This window comes from Streptomyces sp. SBT349, from assembly GCF_001083795.1.
Lineage (GTDB): Bacteria > Actinomycetota > Actinomycetes > Streptomycetales > Streptomycetaceae > Streptomyces.
In genome coordinates, this window is sequence record NZ_LAVK01000015.1 from 1 (window position 1) to 23,962 (window position 23,962).

15 protein-coding genes and 1 pseudogene are annotated in these 23,962 nt (G+C 74.0%); 3 read left to right on the top strand and 13 right to left on the bottom strand.

All coding sequences use genetic code 11. The annotated features are described in order from the left end of the window. The first annotated feature begins 219 nt into the window (after positions 1-219). A complete protein-coding gene (locus ADY01_RS03470) occupies positions 220-696 on the top strand; it encodes an SRPBCC family protein (protein ID WP_049565203.1) in 477 nt (158 codons plus the stop codon). Between the two features lie 49 nt (positions 697-745). Here the strand turns inward: ADY01_RS03470 and ADY01_RS03475 are convergent, their stop codons facing one another. The 5 genes from ADY01_RS03475 to ADY01_RS03495 all read right to left on the bottom strand — a co-directional run bounded on the left by ADY01_RS03475 (position 746) and on the right by ADY01_RS03495 (position 11,155). Next, complete coding sequence (locus ADY01_RS03475; RefSeq protein WP_049565205.1) at positions 746-2,284, bottom strand: S8 family serine peptidase; 1,539 nt, start codon at positions 2,282-2,284, stop codon at positions 746-748. 14 nt (positions 2,285-2,298) lie between these two features. Continuing rightward, the gene (locus ADY01_RS03480; protein ID WP_049565207.1) at positions 2,299-4,887 is read right to left on the bottom strand and encodes a M64 family metallopeptidase; all 2,589 of its coding nucleotides are present in this window, start codon (positions 4,885-4,887) and stop codon (positions 2,299-2,301) included. A 95-nt stretch (positions 4,888-4,982) separates the two neighbouring features. Further along, the gene (locus ADY01_RS03485; protein WP_078899958.1) at positions 4,983-7,349 is read right to left on the bottom strand and encodes a glycoside hydrolase family 127 protein; all 2,367 of its coding nucleotides are present in this window, start codon (positions 7,347-7,349) and stop codon (positions 4,983-4,985) included. Between the two features lie 122 nt (positions 7,350-7,471). Further along, complete coding sequence (locus ADY01_RS03490) at positions 7,472-8,422, bottom strand: LLM class F420-dependent oxidoreductase (protein ID WP_049565209.1); 951 nt, start codon at positions 8,420-8,422, stop codon at positions 7,472-7,474. Between the two features lie 66 nt (positions 8,423-8,488). Then, entirely contained in the window at positions 8,489-11,155 is a 2,667-nt protein-coding gene (locus tag ADY01_RS03495) for a hypothetical protein (RefSeq protein ID WP_049565211.1), read from the bottom strand. Positions 11,156-11,461: 306 nt separating this feature from the next. On the opposite strand from ADY01_RS03495, the gene ADY01_RS03500 reads away from it, so the two are divergent. Both ADY01_RS03500 and ADY01_RS03505 read left to right on the top strand, forming a co-directional pair. Further along, the gene (locus ADY01_RS03500; protein ID WP_049565213.1) at positions 11,462-11,965 is read left to right on the top strand and encodes a cupin domain-containing protein; all 504 of its coding nucleotides are present in this window, start codon (positions 11,462-11,464) and stop codon (positions 11,963-11,965) included. Between the two features lie 49 nt (positions 11,966-12,014). Further along, a complete protein-coding gene (locus tag ADY01_RS03505; RefSeq protein ID WP_049565215.1) occupies positions 12,015-12,986 on the top strand; it encodes a threonine ammonia-lyase in 972 nt (323 codons plus the stop codon). Between the two features lie 40 nt (positions 12,987-13,026). Here the strand turns inward: ADY01_RS03505 and ADY01_RS36545 are convergent. From ADY01_RS36545 to ADY01_RS03540, 8 genes and pseudogenes are all read right to left on the bottom strand, one after another. Continuing rightward, positions 13,027-13,499 (bottom strand): annotated as a pseudogene (locus tag ADY01_RS36545) (epoxide hydrolase N-terminal domain-containing protein); the annotation flags it as partial. A 91-nt stretch (positions 13,500-13,590) separates the two neighbouring features. Then, complete coding sequence (locus ADY01_RS03510) at positions 13,591-14,949, bottom strand: glycoside hydrolase family 43 protein (RefSeq protein WP_049565217.1); 1,359 nt, start codon at positions 14,947-14,949, stop codon at positions 13,591-13,593. 159 nt (positions 14,950-15,108) lie between these two features. Further along, positions 15,109-15,828 carry an ABC transporter permease gene (locus ADY01_RS03515; protein WP_049565219.1) on the bottom strand — a complete coding sequence of 240 codons (720 nt, stop codon included), beginning with the start codon at positions 15,826-15,828 and terminating at the stop codon, positions 15,109-15,111. A 219-nt stretch (positions 15,829-16,047) separates the two neighbouring features. After that, on the bottom strand, positions 16,048-16,269 hold the full coding sequence (locus ADY01_RS40220; RefSeq protein WP_049565221.1) for a zinc-binding dehydrogenase: 222 nt from the start codon (positions 16,267-16,269) through the stop codon (positions 16,048-16,050). Further along, on the bottom strand, positions 16,266-16,631 hold the full coding sequence (locus ADY01_RS40225) for an alcohol dehydrogenase catalytic domain-containing protein (protein WP_053170469.1): 366 nt from the start codon (positions 16,629-16,631) through the stop codon (positions 16,266-16,268). Before ADY01_RS40225 ends, ADY01_RS40220 begins: the two co-directional genes overlap by 4 nt. Positions 16,632-16,648: 17 nt before the next feature. Then, positions 16,649-17,635: a DUF5996 family protein gene (locus tag ADY01_RS03530; protein ID WP_049565223.1), complete on the bottom strand. Its 987-nt coding sequence runs from the start codon at positions 17,633-17,635 to the stop codon at positions 16,649-16,651. 206 nt (positions 17,636-17,841) lie between these two features. Continuing rightward, a complete protein-coding gene (locus ADY01_RS03535) occupies positions 17,842-18,903 on the bottom strand; it encodes a PucR family transcriptional regulator (RefSeq protein WP_049565279.1) in 1,062 nt (353 codons plus the stop codon). Positions 18,904-19,009: 106 nt separating this feature from the next. Beyond that, a complete protein-coding gene (locus ADY01_RS03540) occupies positions 19,010-23,896 on the bottom strand; it encodes a DNA repair ATPase (protein WP_049565225.1) in 4,887 nt (1,628 codons plus the stop codon). Between the last annotated feature and the right edge of the window lie 66 nt (positions 23,897-23,962).

Genomic DNA, 23,962 nt, shown 5'->3' on the forward strand with positions numbered 1-23,962 from the left:
CGGGCACACAGCCCGGCTATCCCCTCGAACCACGACTCGACCCGCTCAACCACCAGTCCATCAGCACACAGTCACACCAACGAGACCCAACGCCATCCGTCACGCCAGCTGCGGTTGCAGTACTAGCCGGCCGCGTGCACGGCGGCTTTCCCGCCGTGCCGGGGTGCACCGCGCGCGGTACCGTGACGACTGGGAAGCCCCGGAGTCCCGGAGAACACCATGGTCGAGGCCGTCGTCACCATCCGTCGCCCCCCGAGCGACGTGTTCGCGTTCTATCGGGACTTCAGCAACCTCCCGCGTTTCCTGGGAGACGTGATGGCCGTCGAGCTGAAGGACCCCGTGACCTCGCGGTGGACGGTGCAAGGGCCGATGGGCCTCCGGGTCCGCTGGACGGTGGAAGTGACCGCGGAACGCGCCGACGAGCTGATTCGCTACCGGACGACGGGTCCGCCCGGCACGCGGGGGCGGTGGGCGATCCACTTCACCCCCGGGGACGACCCGGGCAGCACGGCGGTCCGCGCGGTGATGACGACCCCCTTCGGGGGACTGGGACGCACCACGCTGCGCCTGATCGGAAAGCCCCCGCAGGCCGAGGCGGCGGCGAACCTGCGGAGGCTGAAACAGCTCATGGAGACCGGAGAGGTCACCGACACCAGCCACTCCGTTCCGGGAAAGTTCGGCGCGCGCCGCGGCTGACCACCGCACCCACCGCACGCACCTCGGCCGGCGGCAGGCCGCGGGCGGTTCACTCCGGCATGGCGGCCCCGATCGAGGTCAGCGCGGCCCGCAGGTCGGGCAGCGGCCCGATGTGCCGGTCGGCCGTGACCGGCCCCTGCGGCCGGCCGGTCTCCACCAGGACGTCGCGGATCCGTTCCGCCGTCCACGGCTCCTGCCCGGTGGACGTGACGTAGGACTGGATCGCCGCCACCGCCACCGTGACGATCGGGCCCGCGCCCGACGTGCCGCCGAACGAGTCCGTGTAGCCGGCGTCGGGGTCGTCGCCGCCGCAGTACAGCGTGCAGTACCCCGTGGTGACGATCCCGTGGCCCCAGCCCTGGAGGTCGAACCGCGCGCCGTGGTTGGAGAAGTCGAGGCGCTCGCGGGTGCCGCTGTCACCGGCGCCGACGAGTATCGAGCCGGAGCTGTTCCCGGAGCGGAACCACGGCTGCCCGTCCCTGGTGTAGGCGGGATGGTCGGTGCTGTTGTGGCCGTTGCCGCCGGTCGCCACGACCGTGACGCCCAGGCCGGTCAGCACCCGGATCGCCTCGTGCACGGGGACGTTCCACTCCAGCGGCGCGTAGCACGTGCCGGGGTCCGCGGGGCAGTCCGCGTCCGGGATCACCTGGCCGCCCTGCTGCTCCAGCAGCACCACGTCACCGGGCCGGAGGAACGGTTCGCCGCCCTCGTCCCCCAGCGCGGCGAGGAAGGCCAGCGCAGGCCCCGGACGCCACGCGGTGTCGCCGTTCGGGGACGCCTCGACCGGTGAGATGCCGTGGATCTCGGCTTCGGGGACTCCGCCGGTCACGCCGTAGCCGTTGTCCACGGCGGAGAGCTCGCCGAAGACCGCCGTACCGTGGTCGTCACCGAACGTGTCGACGCGGACGAACCGGTCCCGGCCCAGGTCGGTCGACCAGTCGAGCTGGAGATCCTCGTGGAACGGGTTCCAGTTGTATTCGAGATCGACGATCCTGATCCCCTCGCCTCGCGCCCCCGGGATCCCGCGCGAGAAGTCCGCGTCGATCCCGTTGACGGCGGCCGGGCCGAAGTGGCGCTGCGACGGGGTGAAGTCCGGGGTCTCGGCCGGCTGCCCGCCGGCCGCGGGCGGTGGGGCGGGCTCCGGAGCCGGCTCGGCGAACGCGACCTCCGGCAGCGCGCGGAGCTCGGCCAGGACCTCGTCGGCGTCGGTCCCGGCCGGCAGGGCCAGCGTGTACCAGGAGGCGAGGTCCGGCACCGGCTCGCCGCGAAGGCGCGCCTCCCGGGAGGCGTCGCGCAGCCCGCGCGCCGCGTCGTCGTCCAGGAACGGCGTGAGAGCGCGGGCGTCATGGCGGTCCAGCAGGTCCCGCATCCGCGGCAGGTCCCGCCCGTCGGCGCCGTGCACGGCCCGGCCGGAGCCGCGGACGTTCAGCGCCTCGTCGAACTTGACCTCGACGAGGACGTCCGCGCTGGTCGGTTCGGGGCCGAGGGCCTCGGCGCGGTCACCGGCCGGCCCGGGGCCCGCGGCGCCGGTCAGGCCGAACACCGCGACCGTGGCGAGCGCGACTCCCAGGAGGAGCTGTCGGGTCATGGCGTGCTCTCCTCTCACAGGTCGGCGCAGTCGCCCGAGGCGCGGCCGGTGATGTCGTTGGCGGCTTCGAAGTCGGCGGCCGGTGCGCTGTTCCCGGTGCAGCTCAGCCGGCCGGTGAAGCTGTTGCCGGCCAGTACCGGACCGTAGGCGTGGCCGAACTCGCTGAAGCGCTCGGCCCACTGGTTCGGCGGCACCTGCGCGTTGCCCGTGAGAGCGACGGCACCGGTGAACGTGGTGCCGGCCGCCGTGATCCCGCTCGTCGTCCCGGACAGGTCGACGCGGCCGTGGACCGTGGAGCCGAAGAGCTGGACCACGTCGGCGCCCTCGGCGACGAGACGTCCCGCGAGCGAGCTGTCCCGCACCACGAGCGACGCCCCCGGACGGACCGTCACGTCGCCGCTCACCCGCGCGTTCTCCAGGCACACGACGCCTTCGGTGACCACGAGGTCTCCGCTCCGGGCTCCGGTGACGGTGTCGGCGCACTCCGGGGACTCGCCGGGCAGGACGGTGGCCCGGTACTCCTCGGCCCGGCCGATGTTGCCGGACGGGTCGATGGCCCGGTGCTCCACCGTGTGCGTCCCGTACCCGGGGACGAACGGCCCGTTCGGGTCGTCCGGGCCGTAGTTCCGCTCGAACGCCGCCTTGGACAGCCCGCCCGTGCCGAGGTTGCCGTAGATGAGCGCCTTGGCCTCGGTGCCCGCCTGGCGGAACCGGAACGGCGAGTCGGGCATCGGCTCCTCCGGGAAGCCGAAGTAGTTGTACCAGCCGTCCTCGTTCAGCCGGAGCTCTCCGACGACGAAGGGCTCGCCGTCGTAGCCGGTCCGGTCGTCCCGCGGTTCCAGCCGCATGTCCCAGCCCTCGAAGTAGACGGGATGCTCGACGTTGCCGTCGTCCAGCGTGGTCAGCGGGTCGGACAGGGTCCTGGGAGCCGTCGGAAGGACGTTGTCGACCGTCCAGGCGACCGTGTCCGGCGCGCCGTCCGTGACGGCGGGGTCGGTCACCGTGGCCGTGAGCTCGTGCGTCCCCTCGTCCAGGTCGAGCGCCCCGAGGTCCAGGTTCCGGGCCGTGCCCGGCGTCTGGACCTCCTCGCCGTCCAGCCGCCACGCGATGTCCAGCACGCGGTCGCGCGGGTGCGCGGTCACGGCGAAGACGACCTCGTCGTGGGCGACGGGCTGGTCGTCGGGCGTCCAGGAGGTGAACTCGACGGGTGTCGAGGCGTCGGGACCGGTGGTGTGCGAGCCGACCGTCCACTGCCTGGTCTGCACGTAACGGGGCCCGTTGTAGCCGGAGTCGGTGGCGCCGCTGCCCGTGGAGGGGTTGCGGACCCAGTCGATGCCGTCCGGTCCGACCGGGTCGCGCACCTCGGCGTGGACGGCCGTTCCTGGTGCGAGGTCCAGCTCCGCCAGGTCGAGGTAGCGGTTGTCCGCCGTCTCCAGCACGTCGCCGTCCGGGCCCCCGATCCGCCACTCCACGTCGACCTCGTGGAACGCCGGCTGCATGGTCTCGACCCACAGGACCCCGTCCCGCGGCACCTCGCCCTCGGGCGTGTTCCGGAGGTTCATCTCGCCCTCCAGCCGCTGGCCCGCGAGCCGGCCGGTCATGTGCTCCCTGCCGACCTGGTCGAAGGGGAACCCGATCCACCGCATCATCGAGTGCTCGCTGGGCCGCCAGACGTTGGAGCCGCTGTAGACGCCGCTCTCGTGGCCGTCGGCGTCGGCGGCCCCGATGGTGCCGCCCGACTCGCTCTCCTCGCCCAGCCAGCGCCACCACTTGGCCTCGTTCGCGGTCATCTCCTCCGAGGACATCCGCGTGTGGTGGAACGAGTCCGGCTCACCGTCCTCGTGCGGCGGTCCGGGCTCGGGGCGGCTGGAGTACGGGTACTCGTCCTGGAGGGTGCCGAGGGAGTGCCCGAGTTCGTGCATCGAGATGAGCGGGCCCTGCGGGCTCCCGCCCGACGTCGTGGCGTGGAAGCCGCCGATCCCGCCGTAGGTGAAGGTGTTGAAGATCGCCAGCGTCTGGAGGTTGTCGGCGTCGGCGGGGATGCCGATCCGCGGGGCGACGTAGTCCTCCAGGTACATCGTCCGCTGCTCGTCGCCGGTGGGCGTGCCCTCCGGCAGCGCGGTTCCGGGGCCGCCCGGTCCGTCGTCGCCGCCGACGGTGTCGTTGTACACCGTGCCGCGGGAGAGCGGGTCGACGCATCCGTCGTCGTAGACCAGCCGCAGCGGCGTGAGCTTGTCCGGATCGGGGCCGCCCTCCTCGTCGGGGTCGCACCGCACGCCCGACTCGCCGGAGACGATCTCCAGCAGGTAGACGTTGACGTAGTGCCGGTAGGTCCGGAACGGCTCGACCGACCACTGGACGGCCTGGTTCCGGTCGACGTCCTCCCGGCACTTCCCCAACTCGTCCTGCTGGTAGCCGTCACACATGATGATCAGGTTGAGCCGTTCCTCGGCGGGACCGGTCTCCTGGAGCGGGACCAGACGCGCCGACCCCACCTCCGGCCACTGGGGCTGCCCTTCCCGTGCCTGTCCGGTCGCCGGCGTCGCGATCAGCGATCCGGCGGCGACGACCAGCGAAAACAGAGCCGCGACTACGCGCCTCACCCGCGCTCACCTCCGAGGTGTGTCCGAATCCAGTGCCCCGGTCGGTGCGGCGCATACCCACCGACCGGGAGTGATGACGGGGACCCGCCCGCCTCCTAGGGGCGGAGTTCGCGCTCCGCCCGTGCGGCGTGGCCGGTCAGGGTGGTGCGTTCGGCGGGGGAGAGGAGGCCGGCGGCGACCCAGTCGTCCGCGACCTCCGTCACCCGGCGCACGAAGGCGTCGTGGGTGGCGAACGGTGCGCCGTCCCAGAGCACGTCGAGGAAGGTCAGGCCGTCGTCGCCGGGCGAGGCGACGCCGTCGACGGGCACGTCGTAGTGCGGCAGGTCGTCGTCGCGCTTGCGGTTCGGCACGCCGGTGGCGAGGGTGCCGAAGACCACCTCGGGCTCGACCCGCCTGAAGTACGGGGACTGGCGCCGGGTGTCCCCCACGTAGTGCGGGCGCAGCGTGAGGCCGTCCGCGGTGAAGGTCTGGCCGTCGCTGGGGGTGATCGCCGCCCGGGAGTAGTCGCCGTCGCGCTTCAGATGGCGGTAGAGGGTGAGTTCCCGGAAGCCGCCCTCGCCCGGGTCGCCGAGGATCGGCATCAGCAGCGGACCGAAGAAGACCGACTGGGTGTCAGGGCGGTCGATGGCCCGCTCGATGCGGATGCCGAACGGCATGGCGATCTCGATGGTGTCGCCGGGGCTCCAGGTGCGGCTGAGCGTGAGGTAGCTGCCGGGCCGCGCGGGCGGACCGGCCGCGCGGCGGCCGTTGACCGACACCGCGAAGCCGTGCGGGGTGCCGGCCACCCAGCCGGGGACGCGCAGCGCGATGTCGAGCGGGCCGCTGCCGTCGACGGTCAGCGTGGTGCCCTGTTCACGCGGGAAGTCGGTCCGCTGGGTGATCGTGAACCCCCGGTCGGCCCAGGTCAGGGTCGAGGCGGTGTAGAGGTTGACCCAGAGGGTGGATCCGTCGGCCGAGTGGAAGTAGACCGCTTCCTGGTACTTGGTGTGGTTCTCCAGGCCGGTGCCGCCGCAGCAGGTCCCGGTGTTGCCGTACTCGCGCCGGGAACCGGGCGTCAGCGGCTGGAAGTACACGAGCTGCGGGTCGTCGACGTCGTCGGTGTCGGCGCGCTGCCCGGCGATCATGTTGACCAGGCCGCGCTCGTAGTAGTCCATGTACGCGGGATCGGGGTCGAAGAGGAACAGGTTGCGCGCCAGCTTGAGCAGGTTGTAGGTGGTGCACGTCTCGGCGCCGTCGGAGCCGATGGCGTGGGCGACGTTGCCCCGGTTCTGGAACAGCTCCGGGTTGTCGTCGGACCCGGGGTAGGTCCCGCTGGTGCCGCCGTGGGCGAACATGCGATGGGGGACCACCATGCCGAAGAAGTTCCTCGCGGCGAGCCGGTAGTCCTCCTCCCCGGTCTGCTCGTGGATCCGCAGGTAGCCCACGAAGTTGGGGACGTGCGTGTTGGCGTGCAGGCGGTTGGGCCGGCGCCGGCCGGGGCGGGTCGCGTCGGTGGTGACGAGGATGTCGCGGTCCTCCACGCAGGCGTCGAACAGCGACTCCCGGCTGTCGAAGCACCTGGCCGTCTGAAGGTGCCGCTCGTCCCCGGTCAGCGCGTGGATCTCGGCGAGGACCTCGTTGGCGCCGCCGTACTCTCCCGCGATGTAGGTGTCCCACATCAGGTTCAGGTCGTCCCTGGTGACCGGCCCGGCGTAGTCGGGATGGCCGATGTCGCCGAGGGTCAGCGCCAGATGCGCCCAGTCCGCCATCCCGAGGACGATGTCGAACGCCCGCCTGCTGCCGGTGAGCGTGTAGGCGTCGAGGAGGCCGCGCATGATCTTGTGCTGGGTGTACCACGGCGCCCAGGTGTGGGTGTCCGGGTCGCCGCCGTAGAGGGCGAACCGCGGCGGGCCTACGCGCAGCACGACGTCCTCGGGCAGGGCGCCCAGATAGCCGGGGTGGACGGTCCGGCCACGCAACGCGCTCTGGCACTCGCCGAGTTCGCCCACCATCCAGTCGAGCTTGTCCTGGAAGACCCGCTCACCCCGGTCGGCGGAGGACTGCGCCAGCGCGGTCAGGTAGTGGCCCGCCCAGTGGCCGCTGAGCAGGCCGCCGTCCTCCCAGCCGCCGGGAACGGTGACGCCGGGCGGGTTGGGCCGCCCCGCGGTGTCGTTGAACAGCACGAGGAAGCGCCGTTCGTCGTACCGCTCGACGAAGCGCTTGATCCGGTCGCGTTTCTCCTGGAAGAGGCCGGGCCCCAGGGCCACCTGGGGCAGGGTGAAGGGCCGGATGGGCGCCGTGCTGCCCGCCCCGACGTACGGCGGAAGATCCCGCACCGGCACGCGAGCCGCCGCGGTCGCCGCGGTCGCCGGTGGTGCCGCGTGGGCGGTCGCCAGCGATCCGGCCGTGGCCGCGGAGGCGACTCCGACGGCGGAGGCACGCATGAAGTCGCGCCGCCTCCATGCCCGATCGGGGTTCGGCATGTCACGCCCCTTCCCCGTGTTCGGGATGTCGAACGGTATGTGATGTTCCGAACACACTCTCCGTCTAGTCGTCGATCGACCACCCGTCAACACCCGCGGCACCGCGCCGCCCGGCGGGCGCGTCAGCCGGGCGCGAGGGCGGTGAGCGTGCGGCGGCCGTCCGGGTCGCCCAGGGTGGCCGGGACGAGGGCGATCTCGTCGAGACCGGCCTCGGCGTAGGTCTCCATCCGGGCGCGAACGGTGGCCTCGTCGCCGACCAGGCCGAGCACGCTCGCCGCCTCGCGCGGCAACGCGGCCACCCGCCGCTCGAACGGCACGCCGGCGCGGGCGAGTTCCACGGCCTCGGCGAAGCCGGCGCCCGCGAGGACGTCGGCGTAGCCGCGCACCGTGAGGTAGCCGGCGATGCCGCTCAGGATGTGCGCGTAGGAGTCGGCCGAGGGGTCCACGGCCACCGGCAGCCAGGCGGCCAGCCGGGGCGGGTCCTGACGGCCCAGGCGCCGCGTCGCCGCGTCGAGCGAGGCCCGCAGCCGCCGCACCTGCTCGGGCGAGACCATGTCGAGCACCATCCGGTCGGCGTGCTCCGCCGCCACGGCGATGGCGCGCTCGCCGAACGCGGCGACCGTCAACGGCCCGCCGGGCGGCCCCAGACGGCGCCGGAAGCCGCCGCCCCACTCGGCCACCCCCTCACCCATCAGCGCACGCACCGCCGCCGCGCTGTCCGCGAGCGCGCGGGCGACCCCGGCGCGCGAGCGGCCGTGCACCTCCTCGACGACACGGACGCTCGATGCCCCGAGCGCCACCCCCACCGGGCGCCCGACCAGCGCGGCGGCACCGGCCGCGCCCCGCGTGATGCTCGCCGGGTCCCGCACCGAGACGGGCATGGGCCCGGCGGTCAGCGCGACCCGTTCGGTGCGCGTGCCGATCGCGGTGGCGAGCACGAACGCGTCCCAGGTCGGCCCCTCGCCCAGCCACACCTCCCGGTAGCCGAGCCGGTCGGCGAGCACGCCGACCCGCATGGCTTCGAGCGGCGGCCGGTCGTCTTCTCGGGAGGCTGCTACCACGCTGAGGTCCATGCCCAGCACCCTAGGAGAACCCCCGGGGCATCGCGGCCCGGCGCGGAGCGAGCCGCCGCGCGCGGCTCACTCGTCGCGGGGGCACGGGTGGGCGTCCCCCGGGCCCCACCGGGTGACCTGCCCGGTGTGCTCGGCGAACGCGCCGCAGTGGAGCACCGCCTCGGCGCCCACGTCCGTGTGGTGGAGGATCACCAGCGGCTTGTCCCGCGACGCCGGGCTGCCCACGCCGAAGTCCAGGTGCCCGCTGGCCCCTTCCCGCGTCACGCCGCGGTGCAGCACCAGCTGCACGGTCGAGCGGCTGATGTCCTGGGCGCCCGTCGCCGCCGACGCCTCGTTGATGCCCGCGGCCAGCACCTGCAACGCGTCGTACGCCAGCGCCTGGTGCCCGTCGTGCCGCCACAGGTCGTCCTCGCCGAACTCCCGGGCGTAGTCCCGCTGGAACATCACCGAGGTGTCGCTGTTCCCCGGGTGCCCGGCCGGGAGCGTCCGCGACGAGAAGTAGAACCTCAGCCATGGCGGGTTGTCGAACTGCCCGGAGAACGCGGCGTTGGTCAGCTCGTTGCCGCCGACCACCGTGAGCTGCTCGCCCTCGCAGCCGGACGCGGGGCCGAAGTCGTTGAGGAATCCCTGGAACTCGCGCGAGCGCGCCGTCCAGTACACCACCGTGTCCGGCTCCCGCCGCACCTGCTCGCACACCGTGTCGGCCAGCCGCTGGAGGCTGCGCACCTCCGTCACCCTCGGGCCGGCCGGCGGCACCTCGGCATCGCCCGCGGCCTCCGGGTCGCGCGCGTACCAGAGCTTGCGCCAGCTCCCGCCCCGCTCGCCGAACTCGGTCGCGAACGCGTCCCCGAGCCCCCGGCTGTACAGGTCCGTCGGGTCCTGCACGATCAGCGCGGCGCCGGCCGGCGCGCAGACCCCGGCGCCGCGCTCCACGACGTTCCCCTGCCGCACGAACTCGACGGCGATGGCCGCCTCGCGGCTGTTCCGCGGAGCCAGCGCGTGGTAGTACTCGCTGGTCGCCAGCTCGTCGGCGGTCGCCGTCGTCGCCACCGTGGGGATCCCCGCCTCGCCCAGCACCCGGATCGCCTCCAGCGTCACGTACCGGCTCTGCCGGAACCCGACCACGCCGACGATCCCGGAGCCCGCCGCCGCCTCGGCCGCGATCTCCCGCGCCACCTGGGGCGCGTTCTCGTACCGCGGCCCCGCGTCACGGACCTCGACCCGCAGCCACACCTTCTGGTCGTCGCTGCCCGCCTCGTCGTTCAGCTGCCGCTGCGCCAGCGCGATGCCGCGCAGCTCGGGCACCGCGCCGTCGGACCGCTGCGCGGCCTGGCTCTCCTCCTCGGTCACCCGCGACGCCACGTGGACCAGCGTCCGCACCGTCTCGCCGCGCCGCGCCGCCTCGTCGGCCCGGTCGTTCTCGCGCGCGATCAGCTCGCGCGCCTGCTCGTACAGCGCCGGCAGGTCCACCGCGCGCGTCGGCGGCGGCTGGGCCGCGTTCGCCGGGTGCGTGCCACCCAGGCACCCGGTGTCGTCGGGCCACACCAGCGCGGAGAGCGAGCCGGCCACCAGCGCCAGGCTCAGCGCGTACGCCGCGCACAGCACGCCGGGCGCCACCTCGGGCCGGCCGCCCGGCTGCACCGCCAGCTGATCCGCCGCGGGCGGCACCGTTTCCGCGTCGGCCCGGACGATCAGGGGCCGCCGCCCGTCCGACTTCCGCTCCCCGCGGAGCAGCCCGGCCGCCTCGTCCGGCGAGGACTCCTCGCCCTTGAGCGAGGCCCCCACCGGGCTCACCACCACCCACAGCGCCACCCCGCAGCCCGTCTCGCGCCCGGCCGAGGCGAACGCGTCCAGGAAACGCTGCCACGCCGCCACGTCGTCGTCCGCCCCGAGCCGCGACAGGAACACGAACCTGGTCACCCGCCGGTACCGCCACGGCGAGAGCCGCCCGGGGCGCGCCCACCGGTTCAGGTCGGCCATCAGCGCGTGCAGCAGCATCCGTTCCAGCTCGGGCACCCGGTGCACCGGCGGCGCGCCGTCCCCGCCCCGCAGCAGTTCCTCGACGCGCCGCTGCACGTGGTGGAAGAAGCGCTCGCCCGTGATCCGGCCCTCGCCGCCCACCAGGCGGGCGTACCAGCGCTGCCGCCGTGTCCCGCGCAGCAGCCGCCGGTCCAGGCGCCGCCCCCACGCCCACCGGGCCAGCCGGCGGAACGCGGGGCTGCCGAGCCACAGCAGCCACGAGGACAATCCGCCGGGCGCGGGCGGCGGCGGCGCGCCCTCCGGGTCGGCCAGCGCGTCGAGCACCGCGGGGGATCCCCGGTGCTGGTGGCAGAAGTCCCTCAGGGGCGCGTCGGATCCCTCCCTGGCCCAGACGAGGACGTTCCGCATCAGGGTGTAGTTCGTCAGCCGCAGCCGCCCGGTGGCGCGCGCGACGCCCTGCCGCAGGTCCTCCGGGTCGATGGCCATGGCCAACGGCCAGGCGGAGCCCGGCGGCTCGCCGCCGGGGCGGAGCGGCGCGACCTCGACGTGCGCCACGGCGTTGCCGGTGGACCGGCGCAGCGACGAGCGCAGTGCCGCGTCGACCGCGTCGGCGTGGTGCGGCACCGCCAGCACGAGCGGCGGCAGCACCTGCCCGGCCTTCACCCGCCGGTTCGGCCGCCCTTTCGCGCTCCGGGGCGCGGCGGCACGGCGGAACGCCACGAGGAAGTCGTCCCAGTCGAGGGTGCCGGACATCGTTGTCCCCCTTCATCGATGCTGCCGCGCCGTTGCGTCAGCATGCCGCCGCCGACCGGGACCCCTCCCCGAGCCCGCCCGCGGCGGTCGTATCGTCATGGCGCCCGGCGCGGCACCACAAGGGCGCACGCCGGGGCGCACGGGGAGTACGAGGCACGGGGCACACCGTCGCCCGGCCCCCGTACCGGGGCCGATGGCTAGCCTGGAGCTCCGCGCCGGCGTGGTGTCCGAGGGCGCCGAGCGGGGCCGACATGGACGACCTGGACGACCTGGACGACCTGGACGACATGGAAGAGGACCTGGACGATGTCCCCCGCGAACACGGCGCACCTCCTGGCAGACCTGACAGCGCGTATCGCCGAGGCCGACCCGGAGCGGCGTGGCGCGTTGTGGAGCCTTACCGAGCCGGCTCGGCAACTCGACGCCAACCTGATCCGCCTGCCCGCCGGGGCCTTCGTGGACGAGCACCGGGAGGAGGACCTGGACGTGCTCCTGCTCATCCTCGCCGGCACGGGGGTTCTCCTCGACGACGCGCGGTCGGTGCCGCTCACGGCCGGTGCCCTGGTCTGGCTGCCGCGCACCGCCCGCCGCGGCCTGCGCGCCGGGCCCGGCGGGCTGGCCTACCTCACCGCCCACCGGCGCCGGGCGGGCCTGGCCGTTCGCGGCACCGAGCGAGCCGTTCCCGCGGAGGCCGAGGGGGGCGAGAGCGCCTGCTGGCTCCACGAGCTCTGCCCCGCGTGCGGCTCGGTGCCCGACGGGGTCGCCCCGGCGTTCTGCAGCCGCTGCGGCGAGCGGCTGCCGGGGAACTGACGCCGGACCGCCCTTCTGTCCCGGTCCGTCGGCGCTACGCTGCTGTGTCGTGCAGGAGACGCGCCTCGACACCGCCCGGATCCTGGCGGCTCGCCGGGTGATCGACCCGATCTTTCTCGACACTCCGCTGTACCGCTGCGAGGCGCTGGAGCCCGGCCTCGGGTGCACGGTGAGCATCAAGCTGGAAACGGCGAACCCGGTCCGCAGCTTCAAGGCCCGGGGCACCGAGGTGGTCGCGAGCCTGCTCGCCGACCAGGGTCCGCGGGCCGCGGTGTGCGCCAGCGCGGGCAACCTCGGCCAGGCCCTCGCCTGGTCCGGTCGCGGCCGGGGGCTCGACATCACCGTCGTGGCATCCCGTTTCGCGCCCGCGGCCAAGCTGAGTCGCATCCGCGCACTGGGCGCCGGGCTGGAGCTGGTGGACGGCGACTTCGACATGGCCCGCGAGCGGGCGGCGGCCATCGCGCGGCACGACGGCGTCCGGCTGGTCGAGGACAGCCTGGACATCGAGACGTGCGAGGGCGCGGCGACCATCGGCCTGGAACTGGTGGACGCCGCGCCCTCGTTCGACACCGTCCTGATCGCTCTCGGCGGCGGGGCGCTGGCCACCGGAGTGGGGCATGTGCTGAAGGAACGGGCGCCCGGCGTCGAGGTGATCTGCGTCCAGCCGCTGGGCGCACCGGCGATGACGCGCTCGTGGCACCAACGGCGCGTCGTCACCACCGACTCGACCGACACCATCGCCGACGGCGTCGCCGGCCGCCGTCCCCTCCCGGCCGTCCTGGACGACCTCCTGCTGGTCGCCGACGACGCCGTCCTGGTCCGGGAGGCGTCGATCGTCGCCGGCATGCGGATGCTCCTCGACCACGCCGGCCTCGTCGTCGAACCGTCGGCCGCGCTCGGCGTCGCGGCCGTCCTGGAGGACCGTGAGCGCTTCGCCGGCCGACGCGTGGTCACCATCGTGTGCGGCAGCAACGTGGACGTCGACGCCTACCGCCGCTGGGTCGGCGCGGCCCCGTCCTGAGGCCGTTCCCCGGCCGTGACCCGTGCCCGCCCCGCGGGGGCGCCAGCTGGCCGACCGGTGAGTCGGTGAGTCCGTAGGCCAACGTCTGCGGGCGGGTGGACTGGATGGCCGCGTACCCGTCCTGTTCGCGCGACCACTGCTCGTTGCGCCTCCAGGAGGCGAGCGTGCGCTCACGCTCCGAGGCGCTCAGCCCGGCCAGCTCCTCTCCGTCCGGCTCCCGGGGCGCCGACACCCCGGGCAGGAGGTTCGCATGGACGCCGATGACCAGCCCGGGCCGCGTCCGGCCGAGTTCGCGTGCGATGATCCCTCCCCGGTCGCCGCCCTGGACGCCGTAACGCTCGTAGCCCAGCCGGCTCATCAGTTCGGCGAAGGCGGCGGTCATCCGTACGCCCAGCCCACCCCCGGCAGCTCGTCGGGCCATCGCGTGCGGTCCAGGCGCTCGTGGAGATCGTCCAGGTCGGCCTGCGGGAAGTCGATCCGGAACGGGCGGGGATCGGGGCTGGAGCCGGTCATGGGACCGATGCCAGGACCGCCGGGGCGTGGCGGCGCGTGGCCTCGCCGGGCGGCGGGTCCCCGTCTCCCACGGCGCCCGGCGGGCGTGGCGTCACGCCCAGGGGCCGACGGCCGTGAAGGAACTGTCGGCGCGGAAGGTGGACGTGTCCTGGTGGAGGTCGACGCGGAGCTCGTAGTCGTAGTGGCGCAGGTAGCGGCCGGGGACGTTGTACGACTCCAGGCGGACCGAGCCCGTCGTCGAGCCGGGGCGGGCGCAGTAGGTGGCGTCCCCGTCGAAGACCGCCGTGCCGTCGTCGGCGTCGAAACGGACCCGGTGGTCCCGGTGGCGGAGGTAGCGGCCGGCGGAGTCCCGGAAGGAGTAGCAGTGGGGGTCGGCCAGGCCCGGGACGATGGCGAAGGTCGCGCTGCGCTTCTCCGCGGCGGTGCTCGACGAGGTCACCGGGTCGACGTAGCCGAGACCGTCGGCGCGGACGACGGCGTAACGGTCGGGGTAGTTGGCCGACCGCAGCGAGCGGTCGGTGTCCGTCGGCAGGGTGACACCGCCCGGGACCCGCTCCTTGAGCACGGTCAGGTGGCGCACGGTTCCGGTGACGCCGGGCAGTTCGGTGGGGGTGGACCAGGTGGCGAAGCCGTCGTGGCTGTCGCTGTACCAGTACCTCCCGGCGGAGTAGCCGTCGTAGTAGATCCGCCAGCCGCCGTTGTCCAGCTGGACGAGCGCCGGGCCCTCGGCGCCCGCGCCGAAGCCGGCCCAGTCGCCGGTCCTTTGGAGGGTGTAGGGGCCGGTGAGGCTGGAGGCGGTGGCGTACTCGATGTACTTCGTCGTCTCGTTCTTGGTGAAGGCGTGGTAGGTGGAGCCGATCCTGACGAGGAAGGTGTCGATGTAGTTGGGGGTGATGCCGCTCAGCGCGGTGGGGGCGCTCCAGGCGGTCAGCGCCGGGGTGGTGGCGGTGAGCTTGTACGGCCGGAAGGTGTACTCGCCGCCCGCGGCCGTGGACGCGGACAGGATGATGTGGACGCTGCCGTCGGTGTCGACGAACCACTCGGGTGCCCAGGTGCGGGCCAGTCCGCTGATCGGGACCGTGTGGTCGTACAGGAAGGTCCAGGTGAGGCGGTCGGCCGACCGGGCGAACCCGATGGTCGTGCTCGGCGCCGACCAGGTGCGGGTGGTGTAGGTCAGGTAGTAGAAGCCGTCGGTGTGCCGGAAGATGCTCGGGTCGCGGATCATCCCGGAGGGCGGGGTGTACGCCGGTCCTCGCCGGAGGGTGAAGTCGGTGGCGTCGGGCGAGTCGTAGACGTACATGTTCGACTCGCTGGTGTTGGTGAACGCGGTCATCGTGTACCGCGTCGCCGAGCCGGGCGCCGGGTGGGCGGCCTGCGCGGGGGTGGGCAAACCCGCCACGGCCGTGAGCAGGGCGAGAACGGCGAGCAGGGCTGATAACGGCCGCCTCATCGCAACCTCCGGGGGACCGGGCCCGGTTCGTCGGCGCACCGGACCTGGGCGTCCGCTAGTTGTCCGATATTTCGATCAGCATCCGTGACTTCGACCAGAAGGTAAGGGCGGACCGGGCCCGTGTCAACGGCCCCGGCACCGGCCGCCGCCAGGACGCCGTCAGCGGCGCGGCTCCCAGCGGAAGAGCCGGGAGGCCAGCGCGACGGCGACGACGACCCAGCCCAGGGTGGGCCCCAGGAGCAGCAGCGATTCCGCGACGGGAACGCCACCGTCCCAGGCGTTGAGGATCAGCTCGGTGGCCGAGCCGCCGGGGAGCAGCCGCTTGAGCGGGGCGAGTTCCCCGGTGCCGCTGAGCCCGACCCAGCTGGCGACGGCGATGGTGCCGAGGCTGACCGGCAGGGTGGTGACCTGGGCGTGCTCGGGGGAGTTGGTCAGGCCCGCCGTGGCCAGCCCCAGGCCGAGCATCATGGCCAGCGTCGCGAGGACGGCCACGGCCAGCAGGACGGCACTGTCCGGCTCCTTCGCCACCACGCCCAGCACGGTCGTGATCACGGCCACCTGGACCAGCGCGATGACGGTGGCCGGGAGCAGCAGCCCGGAGAGGATGCCGGTGTCGTCCGCCGCGGTGGAGCGCAGCCGTTTGAGGAAGAGGTTCTGCCGGCGGGAGGCGAGCGTGGTCACCGTGGTGGTGTAGAGCCCGAACGCCCCCACGGTGAACACCACCACCGCCGCGATGTACCCGAGGCCGGCCCGGTCCGCGAAGGTCTCGTGCTGCCGGACGAAGAACGCGCAGACCACCGTGGGCATGATGAAACTGGTGACCAGCACCAGCCGGTTCCGGAAGATCTGGAGCAGCTCACTGAGAGCGATGGAGAGCATGGCGAGGACCTGTTCCTGGGAGATGCGGCGAGTGGTCGGTGCGCTGCCGCGCCTCCGGGCGTTCGACGTCGATGACCGCCGGAGAGGGCATGTGTCGATCTCAGCGCTCGCCGCGTTCATCCGGCAGTGGCGCCGTGTCATGACCTCGCCGTGAGTTTCCGCGCGGGGAACGGATGACGTGGTGTCACTGGCATCCCGGGCGCCGCTGGTCCGAAGGGCTCAGCCAGGGAGCAGGACCAGCTTGCCGGGGACGTGCCCGCCCTGGCTCTCCCGGTGCGCCTGCGCCGCCTCGGCCAGCGCGTACGTCCCGGCCACGCGCAACGTCAACGCGCCGCTCGCGGCCGGCGCCGCCGCACCGGCCAGCCGCTCGGGAAGCTCCTCGGTACCGGCGGACACGAACCGCACCCCGAGTTCCGCGGCGTCGGGGGCGGCGATGGTCACGACCCGCGCGGTCCCGCCGTGACGGCCTTCGGCAGCCCGGCCGCGACCTCCCAGGGAACGCCCTCGGGCTTGCGCGCGAGCTGTCCCACCGGCACCAGCGCCAGCTCGGCGTAGCCACCGGAGGTGACCGCCCCGAACACCTCGTCGCCGACGGCCAGGTCACCCACCCCGTCGCCGATCTCCTCCACCACGCCGGCCACGTCGCCGCCCGGCACCACGGGGAACTCCACGGGCATCGTCGCCGCGAAGGCACCGGCGCGCACCTTCCAGTCGATCGGGTTCACGCCCGCGGCGCGCACCCTGACCAGCACCTCGGGGTCGCCGTACTCCGAGAACTGCACCGCGCGATACGTCAACGCCATCTCCTCCCCTTCCAGGATCAACCGGTTCCCGCGCCCTCGGCCGGGGAGCCCCGGCGTGGGTCGGCGCGGCGGGCGGGGTCGTCTTCCAGTGCCTGTCGGTCCCAGTCGCCGAGGTTTGCGGCGGCCTCGTAGGTGGTCTGGAGGAAGTCCAGCAGTGCCGCTTCCGGGTCGGGGGCGGTGCGGACCGCCTCGTAGGGCAGGACGAACTCCCCGAGGCCGGGATCGTAGGCGGCGGCGGCAGGCCGTACCGGGTGCTGCGCGAAGCCGGTGGGCTCGGGGTAGGCGTAGGAGTAGAAGGCGCCTTCTTCTCCGCCGCCCGGCCAGAAGCCGCAGCTGCTGACCTCGTGGGAGTACGCCTCGACCATGACCCAGTCGCCGCAGTGGGGCAGGCGGCAGGGGTGCGCGGGGGCTGGGCGCCCGGAGTAGCGGGTGACCGCGAGGTCCATGCTGCCCCAGAAGAAGTGCACGGGACTCGCCTTGCCGATGAACCGCGTGCGGAAGTCCGTGAACACCCGGTGGGCCTGGAGCAGTTGATGCCGGAAGCGGGTGACGGGCGCGGGGTCGTAGGCGGCGTGTGTCCGGTCGTCCTCGAACGGGATCGCGGGCTCCACCTCGGTGGGCGTCGTGCTGATCGACACGGGCAGGTCGAGCTCCCGCAGCGCGGCCATGATCTCGGCGTGGAAGAGGGACACCGGCTTCGCCTCCAGCGCCACCCGCCGTTCGCCGCCGTCGCTGGACCGGACGAGCACCTGGTGGGAGCAGAAGTCGAACTCGATGTCGAAGAACCGCCGGCCGTACGGAACGGCCGAGGTCGTCAGCCCGCGCGGCGTGACATAGAGCGTGGCGCCCCACCAGTGGTTCACCATCGGGGACCGCGCCAGGCGGATCTTGCCCACGATCTGCAACCACATGTGCAACGTGTCCCGCGTATCCCGCCAGTCGGCCACCCGGGGACCCTCCCAGCCGTCGCCCGCTCGGCCTGTGTCGTGCCGCGCGTCGGTCATGCGGGCTCACCTCCTCGGGCGCCCCGGCGGCCCGGGCCGGATCGGCCGCGGGCACGGAAGCGGGGACGGGGAACGTACCGGCTGACGGTGTACCACGCCCCCGCGACGGTGCTCGCGTGCCACCCCGTCCCCGCTCCGGGCCACGCCCCACTGGCCGACGACGGGGGCCGACGCCTCCGGCGGCTCGCCGCCGCCCCGCCGGGTGCTCAGAACGGCTTCGCCGGCCAGTCCAGCAGCCGGGCCCCGATCACCGCCGTCTGGAGCGTGTAGCGGTGCACCGGGTCGGCGGGATCCGCGCCGGTGAGCTTGTGGATGCGTTCCAGCCGGTAGGTGAGAGCGCGGACACTCAGCGACAGCCGCCGGGCCGCCTCGGTGGCCACGCAGCCGGCGTCGAAGTACACGGTCAGGGTGTCCAGGAGCGGCTGGGCGCCGCCGCGGGCCTCGCGCAGCGGGCCGAGGGCGCTCTCCACCAGGTCGGCCATGGCCTGCCGGTCGCGGGTGAGGACGGGGTAGACGAGGAGGTCCGCGGCGCGCAGCACGGGTTCGTCGAGCCCGAGGCGTTCGGCCAGGTCGAGGGTGTTCAGGGCCTCCTCGTAGGACTGGACCACACCGGCCGCGCCGGGCTGCGGGCGGCCTATCGCCACCCGTCCGCCGTGGGTGGCGGCGAACGCCTGCTTGGCGAAGTACGTCAGGACGTCGTCCTGGTCGCCGGGGGCGACGCAGACGAGGCGGCCGTCCTTGGTGGTGAGCAGGATGTTGCGGTCGCCGAACCGGCCGATCAGCGCACGCTCCACCTCGCGCGGCACCGGGTCCGCCTCGTCGTAGGCGACCGCGCCGTGTGCCACGGCGACCGCGTGCGCGAACGACAGCCGCAGCCCGTAGCGTTCCGCGCGCTGGGCCAGCAGGCCGAGGTCGCTGCGGCCGTAGAGCAGGTCGTCGATGAACTCCCGCCGGGTGGCCTCCTCCTGGCGCACGGCCTGGCGCTGGGCCCGTTCGTAGCCCTCGGCGAACGCGTCGAGGGACTGGGCGGCGGCGCCCAGGACGCTGTCCACGGACACGCCGTTGCCGGTCGGCCAGTGGACCCGCGTGGCGGCCAGGTGGGCTCCGACCAGGGCGCGCAGCCCGAGGCCGGCCTCCGCGGCCTGTTCCCCCAGGGAACGGCGCGAGTCGAGCTCCTCCCGGGTCAGGCGCCGGCCGGTCGCGGCGGCGTCGGCGAGGATGCGCGCATACCCCTCGATGTACTCCTCGGACACGTTCCGCCCCGCCATGTGCGCCCCCGGATTCCCCGCGTCGTTGACGCCTTTGTAGCGCATGCGCGGGGGATCCGGCCCCGGCGGGACGCATGGAAGGCCGTCGCGGGGATTCACGCGGGCGCTACGGGCGGGCCGGATGGCGGGCGTTCGGCCTGACGAGCAGGTTGCGCGGGTCGGCGGCGCGGTTGATCGCCGACTCGACGGCGGCGACCCGGTCGGCGAGGAGCCCCAGGGCGGCGATCCCGCGGGCGAGGGGGTCGTCCTGCGGGCCGCCGAGGGACCGGGTGCGGAGGTAGGCGGCCTTCACCTCGGCCCAGCGCGCCGCCTGCCCGGTGCTCAGCGTGCCGCGCAGTTCGGCCAGCTTGAGGAGGTTGGCCTCGGCGCCGGTGGTGAGGGTCTGGGCCTCGGCCGTGTAGTGGTCCTCGATCAGGGCGGCCAGTTCGGCGTCGTTCATGACCGGCTGGACGCGCTGGGCGATCTTGTTCATGGTGCGGTACGAGCCCTGGAGCCGGAAGGGCGGTTCCGTGCGGGTGGCGTCGGTCCTGGCGGCGGAGGCGAGGTACGCGGCGTTCACGGCGAGGACCGTGGAGCGGGCGGTCAGCAGATGGCGCAGCACGGCGCGGATCCGCTCCAGCTCGGCGGGCGCGTACGGGTGGGCGAGCCGGTCGGGGTGGGCCGCGGGGTCGTTTTCGGCGAGGCGGATCAGGGTCTCCAGGTCCGCGCGCTCGCGGCCGGCCAGCGGGGCGAGGACCGGGTTCGAGGTGAGGGCGTTCTCGATGAAGCTCAGCGCGAAGGCGTCCTCCTTGCCGGTGAGGACGTCGCCGAGGTTCCACACGTCGGCGCGGTTGGAGAGCATGTCGGGAACGTGGAAGCGGCTGCCGGACTCGGTGTAGGGGTTGGCGGCCATGCAGACCGCGAAGCGCTTGCCGCGCAGGTCGTAGGCGCGCGGCTCGCCGTCCCTTACGCCCTCGACGCGGCGGGTCGTGTCGCAGAGGGGGATGAACTTCTCCAGCAGCTCGGGTGAGGTGTGCTGGATGTCGTCCAGATACAGGAGGGTGTTGTCGCCCGCCTCCAGCGCGAAGTTGATCTTCTCGACCTCCTGGCGCGCGGTGGCGTTCGGCGCCTCGGCGGGGTCGAGCGAGGTCACGGCGTGGCCGAGGGCGGGGCCGCTGACCTTGACCAGCATCGTGCCGAGCCGGTCGGCGACGTACTCCACCAGGGTCGTCTTGCCGTAGCCGGGCGGGGAGAGGAGCAGCAGCAGGCCCCCGGTGTCGGTGCGCTTCGCCTCGCCCGTGGTGCCGAGCTGCTTGGCGAGGCTGTCGCCGATGAGCGGGAGGTACACCTCGTCGATCAGCCGGTTGCGCACGAACGCGGACATGACCCGCGGGCGGTACTCCTCCAGGCGCAGCCGTCTGCGCTCGGCGGCCACCAGGGCGGTGCGGCGGCGCTGGTAGGCGCGGTGGGCGGGCACCTCGTGGGTACGGAAGGCGCGGGTGCGGGCGAGGAGTTCGTCGACGCGGATCGTGAGCGCGCGGCCGGTGACGCGGGGGTGGCTGCCGAGCAGCCCCGTCACGGTCCCGGTCAACGGCGCGTCGGACTCGTGGCGGACCAGGTCCGGGCAGAGCTCCGCGGCCACCGCCTCGGCGAGGTCGCCGGGGGTGAGGGGCGTGCCGGTGGACGCGGCGTACGCGGTAAGCCACGCCTCGGCCAGCTGGCGCCGGGCGCCCAGGTCGGCGAGGGCGGCGAGATCCTCGTCGTACGGCATGCCCACCGCACGGCGGAACGCGTCGAGCAGCGCGCGGGCGCCGGAGCTGATGACGAAGCCGTCGGGGCCGCCGGTCAGTTCGTCGAAGAGGTAGGCGGCGGAGCCGGCCCGCGTGCCGGCCGTCCCGTGCCAGGCGGCGATCGCCGCCGCCCACTCGCCCCGCAGCTCGGCGATCGCGGGCGTGAGCCCGAAGGTGTCCCGGGCCCTGGCGAGGGACTGCGCGCGCCGGGTCCAGGTCCGCCGGTCCCCGGCCGTCGTGCCGTGCGCCCAGAACAGCTGGGCGGCGGCGCGGTCGGCGGGCTCGTGGCACAACGGCCCCGCGCCCTCGCGAAGGCGCAGCAGCGCGGTCAGGATCGCGGTCGCGTCGTGATCGTGCACCCCCCGCTCGTATCCCTCGTCGTACGCCTCCTCGGCGGCCTCCCTGACCAGGGCGGGCAGGTCGGCCGCCGCGAGGGCGGCGGGACCGTGTTCGTCCAGCAGGCGCGCGGCGAGGTGTTCGGCGCGGTAGACCTCGGGCGACTCCGAGGGCAGCAGCCGGCCCCAGTACGGGCGGGTGGCCGCGAGGTCCGGGTCGCTGACCGGGGCTCGGTAGCCGGTGCCGGTCAGGGCGAAGGCCAGGCCCTCGCCGTCCGGGACCAGGGTGAGGTCGAGGGGCTGGGTGTTGACGGCGAAACGGTGGCTGCCGAGGCGGAGGGTGCGGCCGTCGTCGGCGTACAGCTCGGCGCGGTCGCGCAGGGCGCGGGCGGCCTCCTGGCGGGCGGCCTTGAGGCGGCCGTCGAGCTCCTCCGCCCGGACCCGGTCGCCGAGTTCGCGCAGCTCGTCGGCGACGCGCCGGACCTTGGCCGGCATCGGGTCGGAGGTGAAGTACGTGGCGACGGCGTCCGCGTCGCCGAGCGTGGCGGCCCGGCGGGTGACCGTGCGAAGGATGCGGGCGGCCGAGTCGGCGAGGCGTTCGGCACGGCGGGCGCGGGCGTCGGCGAGCGTCTGCCCGCGGGCGGAGAACGTGTCGTGGATCTCGTCGCGCTTGTCCGCGAGCGTGCCGAGGAAGTCGTCGAACTCGGAGAACCGGGACTCCAGGTTCTCCACGTGCACCAGCATGCGGGCGAGTTGCTCCTCGCACGCCTCGGGGCTGTCGGCGGACGCGAGCGCGCCGGCGACGGCCTGGCCGAGCAGGGTGAACTCGGCGGCGAAGGCGGCCCGCCCCTCGCGGTCGAGGAGGTCCCGGCGGCGGCCGTCGAGGGTGGCGCGGGCGCGGTTGACGCCGCCGAGCACCTCGGCGATCCGCTCCAGGATGGACGTGCGGACCGTCGCGTCGCCGAGGTCGAGTCCGGCGACGACCTCGGTCACCGCGCTCAACCGGTCGGCGACCGCGTCGAGCCGGGCGGCGACGGGCGTGCCCTCCGCGACGGTGGCGATCGCCCCGGCGTCGGCGAGGAGCCGCTCGACGTCCGCGTGCTGGTCGGCGAAGGCGCCCTCGCGGGCCAGGTGGGAGACGGCGCGCTGCCCGAAGGACGCGAGGTCCCGCTCGGCGTCGCCGGCCACCTCGTCGACGCGGACGGTGTCCGCGTAGGGCATGTCCCTGAGCGTGAGCAGGTGTCCCCGCGCCTGCCGGAGTTCGGTCAGGCCCGCCAACCAGGCGGAGGCGCCGCGCGGCGCCTCGCCGCGCAGCCGGCGCACGACCGCGGCGACCCGGTCGGTGGCCCCGTCGAGCGCGTCGGCGGCCGCCCGGGTCAGCGCCCGGACGGTTTCGAACTCGGCCAGCACCTGCTCGGCCGTGGTCTGCACCTGCTCCAACGGGTCCAGCAGCGCGCCGAGTCCGTCCTCGCCCAGCCAGTGGTAGGAGTCCTTGGCGCGCGCGCAGGCGGCGGCCAGCGCCTCGTACACCTCGCTCGTCGGAGTGGTCCCGGCGACCGCGCGGGTGATGGACAGGCAGTCGGAGATGCCGCGGACCAGATCGGCGTTGCCGACGCGGGCCAGCGGCCCGGTGCCGACGGGCCGGGCGGCGGCGTGCGTGTCGGAGGCGTACGGGGAGCTCCACCGCTGGACGGGGTGCACGCGCCGCGGCTCGTCGCGCTCGGCGCGCAGGACCATGAGCGTGCCGTCGTCGAACAGCGCCCATCCGTGGCAGGGCAGCGGGTTCGCGACCTCCTTGCGGATCACGTTGTACGGCAGCAGCAGGACCCGGCCCTCCGCCCGCGCGTGGAACGCGAACAGCACGTCCTCGCCGTTGGGCGAACGCACCACGCGCTCGAACTCCAGATCGGCGGCGTCGATGCCGTCGAACGTCTTGTGCGTCCCCGTCGCGAGGCAGTAGCCGCCGGGGAAGACGATGCCCTGGTCCTCGGGCAGCCGCCGGCACGCCTGCCCGATGCCGTCGAGACGGACGACCGACCTGGTGAGGGTGTTGAACACCAGGTAGCGGTGGGCGTCCTCCTTGTAGGGACGGATCCGCAGCAGGATCAGGGCGCCCACCCGCGCGTGCGCGATGTCCGCGTCGGCGAGCGACTGGAGCGGCTCGTCGACCGGTTCGGCGTGGATCCCCTCGCCCGTTTCGGTGTCGTCCTCGACCTTGACGGTGAGGGCGCCCCCGGCCGTGGCGACGAAGACCTCGCCCTGGACGGACACGTGCGGGTGGCGGCCGAGGACGTGGTCCGCCCGGGTCGTCACGGTCCACTCGACGTCGTGAGAGGGCGGGACGACATGGTCCCGTTCGCCGCGGGCGTCCAGGAACGCGGCGGAGCCGTCGTCGGCCGGCGCCCAGCGCAGCACGCGGATGTCGCCGGCCTTCTCGCCGGTCTGGAAGACGGCCAGCAGCCTGCCGTCCACGTGCTGCAGGCGCAGCAGGCGGGCCTGGCGGTAGTAGCGGTACAGGGCCGCGAACTCGCGGACGAACGCGGGGTCGTCCAGCAGGCCGGGCACGGCGTCGTCGGGCAGCCGGTTCAGGTCGCGGTCGTACAGCGCGAAGACGTCCCCCACGGCCGCCTGGCGCCCGGGTCCGGGGAGGGCGTCGACGCCCAGCAGCAGGGCGTCGCCGACGGAGACGAGGTCGCGGGGCAGGCAGGCGTGCTCCGTGCGCAGCCGCAGGGTGCCGCCGAGTTCGAGCCGCGTCGAACCGAACTGCTCGACGCGGCGGACGTTGAGCGCCTCGGCGCGGCGGGCGAGTTCGGCGGCCCGCGCGGCGAGCCGGTCGCGCAGCACCTCGTACGGGCCGGTGTCCAGGCCGGTGTCCAGGCCGGTGGTCATGGGATCCCTCTCAGGAGTCGGGAAGGAGCGCTGTCCCGGGCTGCCGCGCCCGGGCGGCGGCCCGGG